This is a genomic window from Campylobacter sp. CFSAN093249 (assembly GCF_011067895.1).
Lineage (GTDB): Bacteria > Campylobacterota > Campylobacteria > Campylobacterales > Campylobacteraceae > Campylobacter_D > Campylobacter_D jejuni.
Genome location: NZ_JAAMWM010000007.1, coordinates 14,279 through 28,971 on the forward strand (window position 1 = coordinate 14,279; position 14,693 = coordinate 28,971).

16 protein-coding genes are annotated in these 14,693 nt (G+C 30.3%); 9 read left to right on the top strand and 7 right to left on the bottom strand.

Translation table 11 applies throughout. The features are described from left to right. Window positions 1-5: 5 nt before the first annotated feature. Window positions 6-584 (top strand): NAD(P)H-dependent oxidoreductase, encoded by a 579-nt coding sequence (locus FBF10_RS07260; RefSeq protein WP_002860674.1) that lies wholly within the window; start codon window positions 6-8, stop codon window positions 582-584. 32 nt (window positions 585-616) lie between these two features. Next, window positions 617-1,513 carry a DMT family transporter gene (locus FBF10_RS07265; RefSeq protein WP_002869215.1) on the top strand — a complete coding sequence of 299 codons (897 nt, stop codon included), beginning with the start codon at window positions 617-619 and terminating at the stop codon, window positions 1,511-1,513. Here FBF10_RS07265 and FBF10_RS07270 read toward each other — a convergent pair. From FBF10_RS07270 to tupA, 4 genes are all read right to left on the bottom strand, one after another. Further along, a complete protein-coding gene (locus FBF10_RS07270; RefSeq protein WP_002858255.1) occupies window positions 1,510-2,475 on the bottom strand; it encodes a biotin-dependent carboxyltransferase family protein in 966 nt (321 codons plus the stop codon). The genes FBF10_RS07265 and FBF10_RS07270 overlap by 4 nt on opposite strands. Next, window positions 2,456-3,196: a 5-oxoprolinase subunit PxpB gene (gene pxpB, locus FBF10_RS07275; RefSeq protein ID WP_002884274.1), complete on the bottom strand. Its 741-nt coding sequence runs from the start codon at window positions 3,194-3,196 to the stop codon at window positions 2,456-2,458. Before pxpB ends, FBF10_RS07270 begins: the two co-directional genes overlap by 20 nt. Before the next feature lie 9 nt (window positions 3,197-3,205). Beyond that, on the bottom strand, window positions 3,206-3,973 hold the full coding sequence (locus FBF10_RS07280) for a LamB/YcsF family protein (protein WP_002888576.1): 768 nt from the start codon (window positions 3,971-3,973) through the stop codon (window positions 3,206-3,208). A gap of 141 nt (window positions 3,974-4,114) precedes the next feature. Further along, window positions 4,115-4,924, bottom strand: a complete 810-nt coding sequence (gene tupA / locus FBF10_RS07285) for a tungstate ABC transporter substrate-binding protein TupA (protein ID WP_002888579.1) — start codon at window positions 4,922-4,924, stop codon at window positions 4,115-4,117. 78 nt (window positions 4,925-5,002) lie between these two features. Between tupA and tupB the strand changes: the two genes are divergently transcribed. The 7 genes from tupB (at window position 5,003) to FBF10_RS07320 (ending at window position 12,596) form a co-directional block, all read left to right on the top strand. Then, on the top strand, window positions 5,003-5,689 hold the full coding sequence (gene tupB, locus FBF10_RS07290; RefSeq protein ID WP_002855945.1) for a tungstate ABC transporter permease TupB: 687 nt from the start codon (window positions 5,003-5,005) through the stop codon (window positions 5,687-5,689). Between the two features lies 1 nt (window position 5,690). Beyond that, on the top strand, window positions 5,691-6,686 hold the full coding sequence (tupC, locus tag FBF10_RS07295; protein WP_002855825.1) for a tungstate ABC transporter ATP-binding protein TupC: 996 nt from the start codon (window positions 5,691-5,693) through the stop codon (window positions 6,684-6,686). Window positions 6,687-6,824: 138 nt separating this feature from the next. Continuing rightward, window positions 6,825-8,798 (top strand): acetate--CoA ligase, encoded by a 1,974-nt coding sequence (gene acs, locus FBF10_RS07300; RefSeq protein ID WP_002888581.1) that lies wholly within the window; start codon window positions 6,825-6,827, stop codon window positions 8,796-8,798. A gap of 81 nt (window positions 8,799-8,879) precedes the next feature. Next, the gene (galU, locus tag FBF10_RS07305) at window positions 8,880-9,704 is read left to right on the top strand and encodes a UTP--glucose-1-phosphate uridylyltransferase GalU (RefSeq protein WP_002860681.1); all 825 of its coding nucleotides are present in this window, start codon (window positions 8,880-8,882) and stop codon (window positions 9,702-9,704) included. Then, a complete protein-coding gene (locus tag FBF10_RS07310) occupies window positions 9,698-10,918 on the top strand; it encodes a glucose-6-phosphate isomerase (RefSeq protein WP_002860682.1) in 1,221 nt (406 codons plus the stop codon). The genes galU and FBF10_RS07310 overlap by 7 nt, the downstream gene beginning before the upstream one ends. A gap of 126 nt (window positions 10,919-11,044) precedes the next feature. Then, window positions 11,045-11,494, top strand: a complete 450-nt coding sequence (locus FBF10_RS07315; protein WP_002851546.1) for a Dps family protein — start codon at window positions 11,045-11,047, stop codon at window positions 11,492-11,494. Between the two features lie 64 nt (window positions 11,495-11,558). After that, complete coding sequence (locus tag FBF10_RS07320; protein WP_002888583.1) at window positions 11,559-12,596, top strand: ATP-binding protein; 1,038 nt, start codon at window positions 11,559-11,561, stop codon at window positions 12,594-12,596. Here FBF10_RS07320 and FBF10_RS07325 read toward each other — a convergent pair. The 3 genes from FBF10_RS07325 to coaE are packed head-to-tail and all read right to left on the bottom strand — an operon-like array spanning window position 12,593 to window position 14,650. Continuing rightward, window positions 12,593-13,324, bottom strand: a complete 732-nt coding sequence (locus FBF10_RS07325) for a glucosaminidase domain-containing protein (protein WP_002855377.1) — start codon at window positions 13,322-13,324, stop codon at window positions 12,593-12,595. The two genes, FBF10_RS07320 and FBF10_RS07325, sit on opposite strands and share 4 nt — an antisense overlap. Then, entirely contained in the window at window positions 13,299-14,048 is a 750-nt protein-coding gene (gene dapF, locus FBF10_RS07330) for a diaminopimelate epimerase (protein ID WP_002888585.1), read from the bottom strand. The genes FBF10_RS07325 and dapF overlap by 26 nt, the downstream gene beginning before the upstream one ends. Next, window positions 14,045-14,650, bottom strand: coding sequence for a dephospho-CoA kinase (gene coaE / locus FBF10_RS07335; RefSeq protein ID WP_002858894.1), 606 nt, complete (start codon window positions 14,648-14,650; stop codon window positions 14,045-14,047). Before coaE ends, dapF begins: the two co-directional genes overlap by 4 nt. Window positions 14,651-14,693 lie beyond the last annotated feature (43 nt).

The following is a 14,693-nucleotide window of genomic DNA, read 5'->3' on the forward strand; positions in this document are numbered from 1 at the left end:
TAAAAATGAAAAATATACTCTTGCTTAATGGTGCTAAAGAATTTGGAAATTCAAAAGGACAACTTAATTTGACATTGCATAATCATGCTTTAGAAATTTTAAAAACACTAGGATACGAGGTAGATCAAACTCACATAGATCAAGGATATGATCCTAAAGAAGAGATGCAAAAATTTATAAAAGCTGATGCTGTGATCTATCAAATGCCAGCTTGGTGGATGGGGGAGCCTTGGATAGTTAAAAAATATATCGATGAAGTGTTTGGTTTGGGTGCTGGAGTGCTTTTTAAAAATGATGGAAGAACTCATGAAAATCCTAGTAAAAACTACGGAAAAGGTGGTTTAGATCATGGTAAAAAATACATGTTTTCTCTCACTTGGAATGCACCTCTTGAAGCCTTTAATGATAAAAATGAATTTTTTGAAGGAAAGGGTGTAGATATGGTGTATTGGCATTTGCATAAGGCTCATGAATTTATAGGTATGAAAGCTTTACCAACTTTTATGTGTAATGATGTGGTAAAAAATCCTCAAGTGGAAAAATATCTAAACGAGTATGAACTACACTTGAAAAAAATTTTTTAAAAAATTTGACTTAAAAATTTCAAGGTGTAACATTGACTCGAACAAAGTATTTGTATATCTTGCTTGTTATTGCTATGTTTTTATGGGGCTCATCTTGGCCAACATCTAAGATTTTAGCAAATTATACGGATACTTCTATTATTACCTTTTGGCGTTTTTTCTTTGTTGTATTGGGTTCATTTTTTGTTTTAAACTTCTTAAAAATTCCTCTTAAAATCGAAAAAACTGCCTTAAAATGGGTATTGATAGCAGGAGTTTTAAATGGGCTTTATGCCTTTGTATTTTTTATCGCTATAAAGCACGGCTTGGCAGGCAAAGGAGGAGTTTTAGTAACCACTATGATTCCTATTTTTTCTTATTTGATATTTATGATAGCGATATTTTTTCAAAAAAACAAAAAATCAACTCACAAGATCACAAAGAGTGAAATTCTAGGCTTATTTTTAGGTTTATTATCTGGATTTTGTTTGCTAAATTTAGGGAGTTTAGAAGATTTATTTGGTAAATTTAATATTTTATTTTTAACTTGTTCTTTTATTTGGGCTTTGATGGCAGTGTTTAATCATAAAGCCAAAGGAGCTCACCCTTTGGCGATTAACTTTTATATTAATCTCATTTCTATTTTAATGTTTTCTTGGATATTGTTTGATGTAAAAAGTTATGAAATTTTTCATTTTGAATTTAAATTTTGGATCAGTATGTTTGTCGTGGCTTTTTTATCAACTATTATAGGAACTAGTATTTATTATTATGGGATTCACATTTTAGGAAGCGTTAAGGCAAATTCTTTTGTTTTAATCACTCCTGCTAGTGCTTTAATTTGCAGTTATTTTATACTAGACGAGGTGCCAAATGCACTTACCTTGTTAGGTTGTGCCTTGGCTATAGGTGCTATATATTTTATCAATATTTATGGTAAAAAAGCTTAGATTAAATTTTCAAAATCAAGATTGATTTTTTGATCCATAGCTTTAAATTTCATTTCTCTTTGTTTATAAAGTTCTAAGGCTTCTTGCATGCTAATGCTTTGAAATTTAAAGCTAGAACCTAACTTAGCTTGTGCGAGTAAGCTTAGATCATTTTCTATAACCGTGGCTATTTTTGTATAGCCTCCTGTGCTTTGTCTTCCTGCCATTAAAATAATAGGAATACCACTTTTTGGCACTTGTATACTTCCAAAAACCGCAGGATCTGAGATGATATCTGCTGAGTTTTTATGCTCTATACTTTCACTAGATTCTGCATAAATTGCCATTCTATCGCTTTTTAAACCTACTTTATAAGTAGTATTTAAAAAGGTTTCTATGCCTTTTTGGGTAAAAGCATCTTCATTTGTTCCTAAAATAACGCGTATAATAGGCTCTTTAGGGCTTTTAAAAAGAGGATTTTCACATTCTCTAGCTTCTAAATTAAAAGGTATAAAAGTATTATGAGTATTTAAAATATCATCTTTTTGCAAAGCTCTTCCTTCAAAAACTCCAGCTCCCATTTTAGCATCACTGGATTTAGAGTTTAAAAAACTTTTTACTTCAAAGCCACCCGCTACGCATAAATACCCACGAAAACCTATTTTTGCTAAATCAAGTTCTAAAATATCGCCTTTATTTGCTTGATATACTTTGCAAGTTTTGATTTTTTGATTATCAAGCTTTGCCTCAAATTCAGCTCCACTTAAAACAAAATAATTCTCATCTAAAAATTCGTATTTTCCACCCTTTAAACAAAGCTCAATTCCTGCTTCATCTTGTTTGTTTCCAAGCAAGATATTTGCCATTCTTAAAGCATCTTCATCCATAGCTCCACTTCTTGCTATGCCAAATTTAGCAAATTTTTTTCTACCAAAGTCTTGCAAACTTGAATTTATAGATGCTTCAATGATTTTTATACTCATAAATTTCCTTTTGATAGACTTTTTTAGCAACTTGCTCTTGGATCTCAAAAAATTCATCTTTTGAAATGGCTTTAAATTTTAAAAACATACCCGCTTTTAAAAGAGTGGGATTTTTTTCATCTTCTTTATCAAAAAATTCCAAAGGTGTTCTAGCAATGATTTGCCAACCCCCTGGACTTGATATGGGATAAACTCCTGTTTGTTTATCGGCTATACCTACACTTCCAGCTTCTATTTTTGCTCTAGGGCTTGAAAGGCGTGGGGTAAAAAGTCTTTCATCTAAACCTCCAAGATAAGGAAAACCTGCCATAAAACCTAGCATAAAAACAAGATAATAAGGTTTAGTGTGAAGAGATATAAGCTCTTCTTTTGAAATTTGATTGTGTTTGCACACAAATTCTAAATCCAGCCCAAATTCTTCATCATAACAAAGTGGAACTTCTATACAAAGACTTGAGTTTTGCTCCGTAAGTTTGATATCCTTTTTAATTTTTTCCAAAAAATCAAGCAAAGAATTTAAAGAAAGCACGCAAGGATTAAAGTATATCAACAAACTTGCATAAGTACTTACCAACTCATCAATACCATAAATTTCACCTTTTTTTAGGGCTTTTTGTATCCTTTGTTCTGTGCTTAAAACATAGGCATTGATTTGAGGTGAAATTTCTTGCTCAAAACGCAAAAGCAAAGCTTTACTTCCACTAAAATGCACACTAAACATTGCTAAAACTTATATAAAATTTTCCAAAGCACAAATTTGAATTTGCTCTTTTTTTAAATTTTCTTTGATTTTTTTAACAAATTCTAAAGCTTTTGCATTATCCCCATGAACACAAATACTATCGGCTTTTAAATCAATTTCTTTGCCATTTATGCTTGTAACTTTGCTTTCTTTTATCATTTTTATCACGCGTTTGATAGCTAAATTTTCATCGTGTATTAACGCCCCTTCTAATTTTCTTGAAACTAAAGTGCCATCATCATTATAGGCACGATCTGCAAAAACTTCATTAGCATATCTTAAACCCTTTTTCTTAGCTGCTTCATTCATAGCAGAATTACTAAGCCCTAGAAAAATAATATTTTCATCAAAACTCGCCACTGCCTCACAAAGTGCTAAGGCTAAATTTTCATCAATAGCTGCCATATTATAAAGCGCCCCATGGGCTTTAAAATGCTGTATTTTCATACCTTTTGCCTTAGCAAAGCCAAATAAAGCTCCTAGTTGATACAAGGCATAGTTTTTAGCCTCTTCAAAGCTTATTTGCATATTGCGTCTTCCAAAACCCAAAAGATCAGGATAAGATGGATGTGCTCCTATGCAAACACCATTTTGCTTGGCTAAATTTAAGGTTTCATCTATCACACAAGGATCACCCGCATGAAAGCCACAAGCGACATTTACTGAACTTACAAATTTTAAAATTTCTTCATCCATTCCCATTTTATAGGCGCCAAAACTTTCCCCTAAATCACTATTTAAATCCACTTTGAACATTATTTGACCTTGTATATTTAATTATTGATTTTATTATATCTAAAGAAGAATTTTAAATAAGCTAAAAGTTTTGAAAAATAAATAAAAAAGTTACAATAAGTAAAAAATGATATTTTAAGCAGGTTAAAACCTGCTTAATTTTTAGTCTTTTCTTGTTTTTGTATCAATTACAAATAAAGGTTTATTAAGAAGTTTAAAATCAGCAATGAAATTTAAAGTCTTATCACTTGTTACCCATTTGATAAATTTACTAGCTTCTGTATAATTTACATTTTTACAATGCTTAGGATTTGTCGCTATAACAGAATAAAAATTTTTAAGACTATCATCGCCTTCATTTACAATGACTAAGTTTGGTTTGCCTTTTTCATTGGCTTCATATTTGATATAAGTACCACGATCGGTTAAAATCACACCTTTTTTTTCTTCAGCAATTTTAATGCTTGCTAACATACCTTGTCCGCTTTGTTGATACCAGCTTTGCTTTTCAGGAACACCGCCAAGATTTTTCCAAAGGCTTTTTTCTTTATTGTCAGTGCCTGATTTATCGCCTCTTGAGATGAAAGTAAGCTTTTCATTTTTGATAAGTTCTAAGCTTTCTTTTAAATTTTTACCTTTAAATTTAGAAGCTAAAGATTTATCTGCGATGATGATAAAATCATTATACATCACAGGAGTTCTATCTACACCAAAGCCTTTTTTCATAAATTCTTTTTCAGCCTTTGGAGAATGCACAAAAAGCACATCAGCATTGCAATCTTCACCCATTTTTAAAGCCGCACCTGTTCCTACGGCAACCCATTTTAAGGTATTGCCACTTTCTTTTTCATAAAGAGGTTTTAGAGCATCTAAAAGTCCTGTATTGTCAGTGCTTGTTGTAGTTGCCATTTTAAGTTCTGCTGCACTTGCACTTAAAGCTAAAGCAAGGGCTAAAGAAATGATTTTTTTCATTTTTTTTCCTTATAAATTTACATAAAAAAATATTTTAGCATAATTATGCTAAAATTACTTATTTTAAAAAGGATATTTTTGGATTATATTTTTGATGGTTTTAAACAGGCTTTATTTTTACTTTTCAATGCTGATGAAAGCGTAATTTCAGCTATAAAAACTACACTTTTAAGCTCAAGTATTTCTATAGTTTTAGCTTTGCTTATAGGTTTTCCTTTGGGATTTATCTTAGGTTTTTTTGATTTTAAATTCAAATGCTTTATAAAACTTATCATAGATACTAGCCTTTCTTTTCCAACAGTTGCAGTAGGACTTATACTTTATGCACTGATTTCAAGTCGAGGACCTTTGGGAGAATTTGGACTGCTTTTTACTATAAAGGCTTTAATTTTAGGGCAGTTTATCTTAGCACTTCCTATAGTGATCGCACTTTTTTCAAATTTGATAGAAAATATGAATAAAAAACATTTTTTACTTATAAAATCTTTTCACCTAAGTCCTTTAAAACTTGTTTTAACGATGATTTATGAATTACGCTTTGCTTTGATTAGCGTCGTTGCACTAGCTTATGGACGCATTGTAGCAGAAGTAGGAGTAGCGATGATAGTAGGTGGAAATATCAAATACGATACTAGAACCATAACCACAGCTATTTCTCTTGAAACAAACAAAGGCGAATTTGCTAGCGGTATAGCTTTGGCTTTGGTTTTAATTCTCATTGCCTTTTGTTTAAATTTCATCACGCACAAACTCAAAAGAACATAAAATGATAGAAATTTCTAATCTTTTTTTCAACTATCAAAACAAAGAAGTTTTAAAAATCAAAAATTTAAAACTTGATACAAGTAAAATTAGCATCTTAATGGGAGCGAATGGAAGTGGAAAATCTACATTTTTAAGAATATTAAAATTTTTAGAAGGAGATTTTTCAAAAAATATTTCTTATTTTGGAAATTTTAAACCTAATAATAAACAAAAGCGTGAAATTTATTTGCTTTTTCCAGAGCCTATTTTGTTAAATCGTAGTGTAAGGGCAAATTTTTTATTTACCTTAAAAACTTATGGGATTAAAGAAGATATTGAAGAACGCATAAAAGAAAGTTTGATGTTTTTAAATTTAGATGAAAGTCTTTTAAGTAAACATCCTAATGAACTTTCATCAGGACAAAGTCAAAAAATAGCTTTTGCTATAGCTTTAAGCGTAAGAGCGAAGTATTATTTACTTGATGAACCAAGTGCTTTTTTGGATAAAAATACTACACTTTTATTTAAAAAAGCTATTCTTAAAATGCATGAAAATTTCAATACAGGTTTTTTAATCGCAAGTCATGATAAACATTTTTTAGATTCTTTGGCGCAAAAAAAACTTTATTTGCACAGTGGAGAAATTTTAGAATTTGAAAATACTAATGTTTTTGAACTAGAAAATCAAGGTGTGAAATTTTGTAATTTTATAGATTTTAGTAATTGTAAAAAATATAAAGATTTTAAAAAACCTCCAAGTAAAATTGCTATTGATCCTTATAAAATTTCTTTTTTTAATTCTAAAAATATTCCAAAAAATAATTATGATTTTATTTTAGAAAAATGTTATATTATAGCACTTAGAAGTAGGAAAAGTGATGTTTTTATAAGGGTAAGTTGTATGGATAAAATTTTAGAATTTGCCTTGGAAAAACAAGAATTTTTAAGATTCGATTTAAAATTATACGAAGAACTTAGTCTTTATTTTTATGAAGATGCAATATGTTTCTTAAATTAACATACATTATAAAATTTAAATAAAATATTACAAATATTCCCATTTTTTATAAAATTTATCTTAATTATTTTTTAAATTTGTATTTAATACAAATAAACTCTTATATAATGTTTAAAAATAACCATATAAGGAGTTTTTATGCTTAATCAAAATAATCAAGAGCTTTTTAAGCCAAGTAAAGAATTTTCTCGTAATGCTCGTATAAAAAATTTATGTGAATACTATGATTTATGCGATGAAGCCAAGGAAGATTTTGAAGGTTTTTGGAAAAGACAAGCATTTGAGAAGATTGAGTGGTTTTCGCCTTTTTCAAGAGTGCTAAATGAGGATAAAGCTCCATTTTATAAATGGTTTGAAGGTGGAACTTTAAATGTAAGTTATCAATGTCTTGATCGTCATATGAAAACAAGACGCAATAAAGCTGCTTTGATTTTTGAAGGTGAAATGGGGGATTATGAAGTTTATACTTATAGAAGATTATTGCATGAAACTTGCAAGGCGGCCAATTTGCTTAAAAAATTCGGAGTAAAAAAAGGCGATAGGGTTGTAATTTATATGCCTATGATTCCAGAAACAGCTATAGTAATGTTAGCTTGTGCAAGGATTGGGGCTATTCATAGTGTAGTATTTGGAGGGTTTTCTCCTGAAGCCTTAAGAGATAGAATTATAGATGCAGGAGTTAAACTTGTAGTAACGGCTGATGGTGCTTTTCGTCGTGGCAAACCTTATATGTTAAAACCTGCAGTAGATAAGGCTTTAAGTGAAGGGTGTGAAAGTGTAGAAAAAGTACTTATAGTTATACGCAATAATGAGCCTATAGAATATATTAAAGGAAGGGACTATGTTTATAACGAACTTGTGAAAAATGAGTCTTATAAGTGTGAACCCGAAATTATGGATAGTGAGGATTTGTTGTTTTTGCTTTACACTTCAGGATCAACGGGCAAGCCAAAAGGAGTTATGCATGCAAGTGCAGGATATATACTTTGGGCACAAATGACTATGGAATGGGTTTTTGATATTAAAGATTATGATAATTATTGGTGTAGTGCTGATGTGGGTTGGATTACAGGACATACTTATGTAGTTTATGGGCCTTTAGCATGTGGAGCAACGACTATAATGCATGAAGGAACTCCTACTTATCCAAATTCTGGGCGTTGGTGGAGAATGATAGAAGAGTATCAAATAAGCAAATTCTACACTTCGCCAACTGCCATAAGAATGCTTTATGCTGATGCACCTAATGAGCCAAGAAAATATGATTTAAGTACGCTTGAAGTGCTTGGAACGGTTGGAGAGCCTATCAATCCTAGTGCTTGGAAGTGGTTTTATGATGAAATAGGGGGAACTAAAAGTCCTATAGTCGATACTTGGTGGCAAACAGAAACAGGTGGGCATATGATCACGCCTTTACCAGGCGCCACTCCTTTAAAACCAGGTTGTGCCACCTTGCCTTTGCCAGGGATTTTTGCAGAAGTTATTGATGAAGAAGGCAATAAAAAAGATGAAGGTGAAGATGGGTTGCTTTGTATAACTAAACCTTGGCCTTCGATGATTCGTGGAATTTGGGGCAATGATGAACGCTATATAGAAAGTTATTTTTCTCAAGCTAAAAAAGATGGAAAAGCTGTATATTTTAGTGGCGATGGTGCTTTTTATGATAAAAATGGTTATATTACCATCACAGGAAGAACAGATGATGTGGTTAATGTTGCAGGACATCGTATAGGAACGGCTGAAATTGAAAGCGCTATTGCTAAACATCCAAGTGTAGCAGAATCAGCTGTAGTGAGTATTTTGGATACGATTAAGGGCGAGTCATTGTTTGCTTTTGTGGTTTTAAGTCCTGCATCCAGTTGTGATCTTGGCGGAGCTATAGAAACTTTAAAAGAACTTAATGACATTTTAAGAGTAGAAATAGGACCTATAGCTAAAATAGAAAAAATTCTTTATACTCCAGGTTTGCCAAAAACTAGAAGTGGTAAAATAATGAGAAGAATTTTAAGAACTATAGCAAGAGGCGAAGAAATCAAACAGGATATTTCAACACTTGAAGATTCTAAAGTAGTAGAAACCATTGTTAAATTAGCTAAGGCAGAGTTTGAATAACAAGGTAAAAAGAACTTTGCCTAGTTGCATGAAAATTCATAAAAATAAGCTATAATGATAAAAAAATAAAAGGAAATTTTTATGCTTCAAACTTGTATTTTCCCTGCGGCAGGTTATGGGACGAGATTTTTACCTGCAACAAAAACTTTACCTAAAGAGATGTTACCTATCTTAACCAAGCCTTTGATCCATTATGGAGTTGATGAAGCTTTAGAAGCAGGAATGGAAAATATGGGATTTGTCACAGGGCGTGGAAAAAGAGCTTTGGAGGATTATTTTGATATTTCTTATGAACTTGAACATCAAATTTCAGGTACAAAAAAAGAATACTTACTTGATGAAATTCGCTCTTTGATCAATCGTTGTACCTTTACTTTTACAAGACAAAATCAAATGAAAGGCTTAGGTGATGCGGTTTTAAAAGGTAGACCTTTGGTTGGCGATGAAGCTTTTGGCGTAATTTTGGCTGATGATTTGTGTGTTAATGAAGAAGGCTTAAATGTTATGGCTCAAATGGTAAAAATTTATGAAAAATATCGCTGCACCATCATAGCTGTGATGGAAGTACCAAAAGAGCAAGTTTCAAACTATGGAGTAATTTCTGGAAATTTTGTAGAAGAAAATCTTATCATGGTTAATTCTATGATAGAAAAACCAAGTCCTGATGAAGCTCCAAGTAATCTTGCTATCATAGGAAGATATATTTTAACTCCTGATATTTTTGGAATTTTAGAAAATACTAAAGCGGGAAAAAATGGTGAAGTCCAACTTACCGACGCGCTTTTAACTCAAGCAACCAATGGTATGGTTTTAGCTTATAAATTTCAAGGAAAACGCTTTGATTGTGGAAGTGTAGAAGGCTTTGTAGAAGCGACAAATTATTTTTACGAGAAAAGTAAATGTTAAACAATACACTTTTTTTTAAGCAAAGTGAAATTCACACTATAAGTTCTTATGCAAATCGTATTAATGATGAGGTAAAAAGTGGAGATATAGGGTATTATCATCTTATTGATACAAGTTTGAATTTAATCGATGAGAGTTTGGCTTTTATCAAAGACAAAGAACACATAAAAAATATCGTTTTAGTGGGAATGGGTGGTTCAAGTTGTGGTGTAAAAGCCTTGCGTGATATGCTTTTTAATGAAAAAAGCAACCAAAGAGAACTTTTTATACTCGATAACACAAGTTCACATTCTTTTAATAAGACTTTAGAAAAAATCAAGCTTGAGGAAAGTTTGTTTTTAATCATCAGCAAAACAGGTAGTACTATAGAAGTTGTATCGCTTTTTAAACTTCTTATTGAACATTTTAAACTTGATATGCAAGAATTAAAAAAATACTTTGTTTTTATTACCGATAAGGATTCAAAACTTCATCAAGAAGGTGAAAATTTAGGTATTAAATGCTTTTTTATCCCTGCAAATGTAGGAGGTCGTTTTAGCATACTTTCAGCCGTAGGTATAGTTCCGCTTTGTTTTTGTGGCTATAATGCCAAAGCTCTTTTAGAAGGAGCTAAAGCTTGTTTTGAAGATTTTTTTACTCATAAAAAAGATGAAATTTTACAAAAAGCCTATCATTATTGCACACACAAAAATGCCAATATCAATGTACTTTTTTCATATAGTGATGCTTTTAAAGGCTTTAATGAATGGTATATCCAGCTTATTGCTGAAAGTTTAGGTAAAAAGCAAGGCTATAAACGCATAGGTTTAACTCCTATTGCACTCATTGGAGCAAGAGATCAGCATAGTTTTTTACAACTCATTATGGATGGACCTAAAAATAAAACTGTAACTTTTTTAAAAATCAAAGACGCTCAAAAAGCACCTATTATCCCTGATATTCATTTTAAATTTTTAGATTCTTTAAGTAATAAAGTCAATCTTCACGAACTTTTAAACGCTCAATGTAATGCAACTATGCACGCTTTAATCGCTGAAAATTTGAGTGTTGATGTGATAGAACTTGAAAAACTTGATGCTTGGCATGCGGGATATTTGATGTATTATTATGAACTTTTTACTTCAACTTGCGGTGTTATGCTAGGGATTAACACCTATGATCAACCTGGTGTGGAAGTTGGAAAGTTGATCTTAAAAAATATATTAAATTCTTAATCAAAATTCATTAAAAAAGAGTATAATAATTTTAAGTTAAAATTATAATAAAAATTTTTAATTAATAATAATTATTATTTAAGAATTTTATGTTATAATTTTAAAAATTAAAAAAAGGAGTCAATCATGTCAGTTACAAAACAATTATTACAAATGCAAGCAGATGCTCATCATCTATGGGTTAAATTTCATAATTATCACTGGAATGTAAAAGGTTTGCAATTTTTTTCTATACATGAGTACACAGAAAAAGCTTATGAAGAAATGGCAGAACTTTTTGATAGTTGTGCTGAAAGAGTTTTACAACTTGGCGAAAAAGCTATCACTTGCCAAAAAGTTTTAATGGAAAATGCAAAAAGTCCAAAAGTTGCAAAAGATTGCTTTACTCCGCTTGAAGTCATAGAACTGATCAAACAAGATTATGAATATCTTTTAGCAGAATTTAAAAAACTCAATGAAGCAGCAGAAAAAGAAAGTGATACCACAACAGCTGCTTTTGCGCAAGAAAATATTGCAAAATATGAAAAAAGTCTTTGGATGATAGGTGCTACTTTACAGGGTGCTTGCAAAATGTAATTTAAGGGGCTTTATGCCCCAATTATACAAACTAGGTTATAATATCCTTTTTTAAAGGATAAAATTGAAAGTACTTAATTTTTTTTATGAAAATCACCCTAAATTTGAAGTAAGTTATGAAAGAAAAAATCAAATTTCAAAACCAAATATTATCATAAAAGGCCCACGATTTTGTGGTAAAAAAACACTTATTTTTAATTTTTTATCTCAATTTAAAGCAAGTGAAATTTTGTTTTTAGATTTATATGATACACGCTTTGAAAAACAAAGTTTAGAAAGACTTGCTGATTTTCTGAATGAAAATTTACAAATTAAAATTCTTTGCCTTTATAATTTGGATTTTATCCCTAATTTAGAAAAAATTAAAATTCCCATCATCTTAAGTACAAATATAAAAGATTTAAATATAAATGGGTTTGAAGAGCTTGAACTTGATTATTTTGATTTTGAAGAATTTATTAGTGTAAGTAAGAAAAATTTACCTATAAATAATTTAGTAGGTCTTTTTTTACAAAGTGGACGCAGTAAATTTGGAGAAAAAAACATACTTCTAAGACAAAGCTTTACTCTTTTAGAATTAGAAATTTTAAAGTATTTAGCTTTAAATTTGGGTCAGCAAATCAGTATTTCTAAGATATTTATAGAACTTAAAAAAAGATTAAAAACTTCAAAAGATAGTGTTTATCAAGCTATAAAAAAATTAGAAAATACTTATGTGATCTATACTTTAAAACATGATGAAAAAAAACTTCAAAAGATTTATTTTAAAGATTTTGGCCTAAGAAATAATCTTTGTATTTCAAAGGATTTTTCGCATTTATTTGAAAATTTAGTTTTAAGCGAGTTGTTTAAATTTAAAGAAGATTTTTTTTATAACAAATACTTTAACTTTTATAGCCAAATATCTAAAATTGCTTATATTTCAAGTCCAACTTTAGATATTGATTTGATTAAATTATGTGCTAAGAAAATTTTACCAAAGGCTTTAGAACTTGGAATTTTTCATGTGATTTTTATCACTCTTTCAAGCGAGGATAGTTTTTTTGAGCAAGGGGTTAAATTTGAAGTCATATCTTTTGATAAATTTTCACTTGGATTTTAGGTGTTGTTTGAGTTTGTATCGTATTTTTCAAGGTTGTATCGTTTGATGATTTTTGTAATAAGATTGATATAATATCCCTTGCGTTCAGAATAAGAATCTAAAGTTTTAATAGCCTCTAGTCCTGTTATCTCTTTGCCTTCGCTTGCAAATTTAGCTCTTGCATCGCGAAACTTTTCATAAGCAAAATGACGATTTAAATTTAAAACATAAGAGTAAACACTATCTTGCAGACTATCAAAAATCTTAATTTTATGTTTTTTATCTGGATGTCTTAAATCAGGAATTAAACCTTTCTCACCCCAAGTCCATTCTCCAAAAAGATTATTTGCTTCTCTTGCGAAGCGACTTGTACCTGTAGCACTTTCAACTAAAGCTTGGGCTATACCCATGGATTTTGGAATTTTTTGAATACGTTTTTTATATTCTGCAAAATCATAAAGATTTTCAATGCGATATTTGTTTTTTATCGTGATAAGTTTTTCAAGATTTGTTTGATTTGAAGTCCTAAAGCCTGTTTTGTAAGCATCTTTAAAAAAGGCTTCGATAAAAGCTCTTTCTTGTTCAATTTTTTTAAAGCTTTGATCAAACATTTCATTCATTTTTATAAAAAAAATTTGTCTTTTTTGATCTATATCAAGTTTGTAATATTCCTCTCCAAAGCCATTTTTTAGATCATCAGCAAAAAGTGGGATTAGAAAAAGACTAAGAAAAATTATAATTGGCTTCAAAACAATACTTTACCTTTCCTTCAAAAAACAATTCTTCATTTTTATATGCAAACCCTACCTCTTCACCACTTTTAGGAGTTATTTTAACTTTATTTTGTACTTTTTTATTTAAAAATGCCAGATAAAAACAAGCCCCCATTCCTGTGCCACAAGCTAAGGTTTCATCTTCAACTCCGCGTTCATACGTACGAACTTTTAAATGATTTTCATCTAAAATTTTTACAAAATTAACATTGGCATTATATTTTTGTCTCATTTTTTGACAAAGTATTGTATCAAATTCATCTAAATTTTGACAAAAATGCACTAGATGTGGAACTCCAGTGTCGCAAAGTTGCCAAGTTTTTCCTAATTCTTCAAAAGTATTTTGCACGCTTTTTATTTTGCCTAAAGATACTTCAACTTTATCTTGATTTACCTTTGCTTTTATTATTCCTGCACTGGTTAAAAAACTCATGTTAGGATTTATTTTGTTAATATGATGTGCAAAATGTGCCGCAGCCCTTGAGCCATTGCCACACATAGCAGCCCTTGAGCCATCGTTATTATAAAATTCCCATTCAAAGTCGTATTTTTCATGAGGCAATATCACGATAAAGCCATCCCCACCTATGCCCTCATAACGATTGCAAAGTTCTTTAGCTAAAGTACTTCTATCTTCTTTTCTATCAGCATTTGTTATGACAAAATCATTCCCACTTGCACAATATTTATAAAATTTCACATTTTTCCTTTGGAAATTTCTTGTATTACTTTAACACATTCTTGCCTAAAATCGGCATAAGAATTAGTATTTTTAATGATAAAATCTGCTTTTTTAAGTTTTTCTTCAATATCTATTTGAGAATCAAGTCTTGCTTTTGCAGCTTCTAAGCTGAGCTTATCTCTTTGCATGATTCTTTTAAGGCTTAATTCTTTAGGTGTGTAAATTACAATGACTTTGCCTAAATTTTCATAAGCACCGCTTTCAAAAAAAAGAGGAATTTCTACAAAAAAAGCTTTATTTTCTTTATCTAGAATTTGTATTTGTTCTAAAATTTTAGCTCGAATTTTAGGATGAGTGAAATTTTCTAAGATTTTTTTAGCTTCTTTATTGTTAAAAACAATTTCTCCAAGGATTTTTCTATCGATTTTCTTTTCTTTTGTGAGTAAATTTTTTAAACTAAAGGGAGAAAAAATCTTTTCAAGTTCTAAAGCATTTTCATCTAAAATTTTATGAGCGATTTTGTCTGCGCTAATGCTTTTAAAGTCTAAAGAATTCGCTATTTCTATAAAAGTGCTTTTACCACAAGCAATTGAAGCGGTTACAAAAAAAGCATTTTTCATCTTATGCCTTATTAAAACTTTTTTCGTTAAAATACCTTTTTAG

What these genes read in the sequence shown, in the direction of transcription:
- FBF10_RS07280 (WP_002888576.1), bottom strand. Translation starts at nt 3,973, where the DNA reads ATGTTCAAAGTGGATTTAAATAGTGATTTAGGGGAAAGTTTTGGCGCC.
- acs (WP_002888581.1), top strand. Translation starts at nt 6,825, where the DNA reads ATGCTTAATCAAAATAATCAAGAGCTTTTTAAGCCAAGTAAAGAATTT.
- FBF10_RS07310 (WP_002860682.1), top strand. Translation starts at nt 9,698, where the DNA reads ATGTTAAACAATACACTTTTTTTTAAGCAAAGTGAAATTCACACTATA.
- FBF10_RS07260 (WP_002860674.1), top strand. Translation starts at nt 6, where the DNA reads ATGAAAAATATACTCTTGCTTAATGGTGCTAAAGAATTTGGAAATTCA.
- FBF10_RS07315 (WP_002851546.1), top strand. Translation starts at nt 11,045, where the DNA reads ATGTCAGTTACAAAACAATTATTACAAATGCAAGCAGATGCTCATCAT.
- pxpB (WP_002884274.1), bottom strand. Translation starts at nt 3,196, where the DNA reads ATGTTTAGTGTGCATTTTAGTGGAAGTAAAGCTTTGCTTTTGCGTTTT.
- tupC (WP_002855825.1), top strand. Translation starts at nt 5,691, where the DNA reads ATGATAGAAATTTCTAATCTTTTTTTCAACTATCAAAACAAAGAAGTT.
- galU (WP_002860681.1), top strand. Translation starts at nt 8,880, where the DNA reads ATGCTTCAAACTTGTATTTTCCCTGCGGCAGGTTATGGGACGAGATTT.
- tupA (WP_002888579.1), bottom strand. Translation starts at nt 4,924, where the DNA reads ATGAAAAAAATCATTTCTTTAGCCCTTGCTTTAGCTTTAAGTGCAAGT.
- FBF10_RS07270 (WP_002858255.1), bottom strand. Translation starts at nt 2,475, where the DNA reads ATGAGTATAAAAATCATTGAAGCATCTATAAATTCAAGTTTGCAAGAC.
- coaE (WP_002858894.1), bottom strand. Translation starts at nt 14,650, where the DNA reads ATGAAAAATGCTTTTTTTGTAACCGCTTCAATTGCTTGTGGTAAAAGC.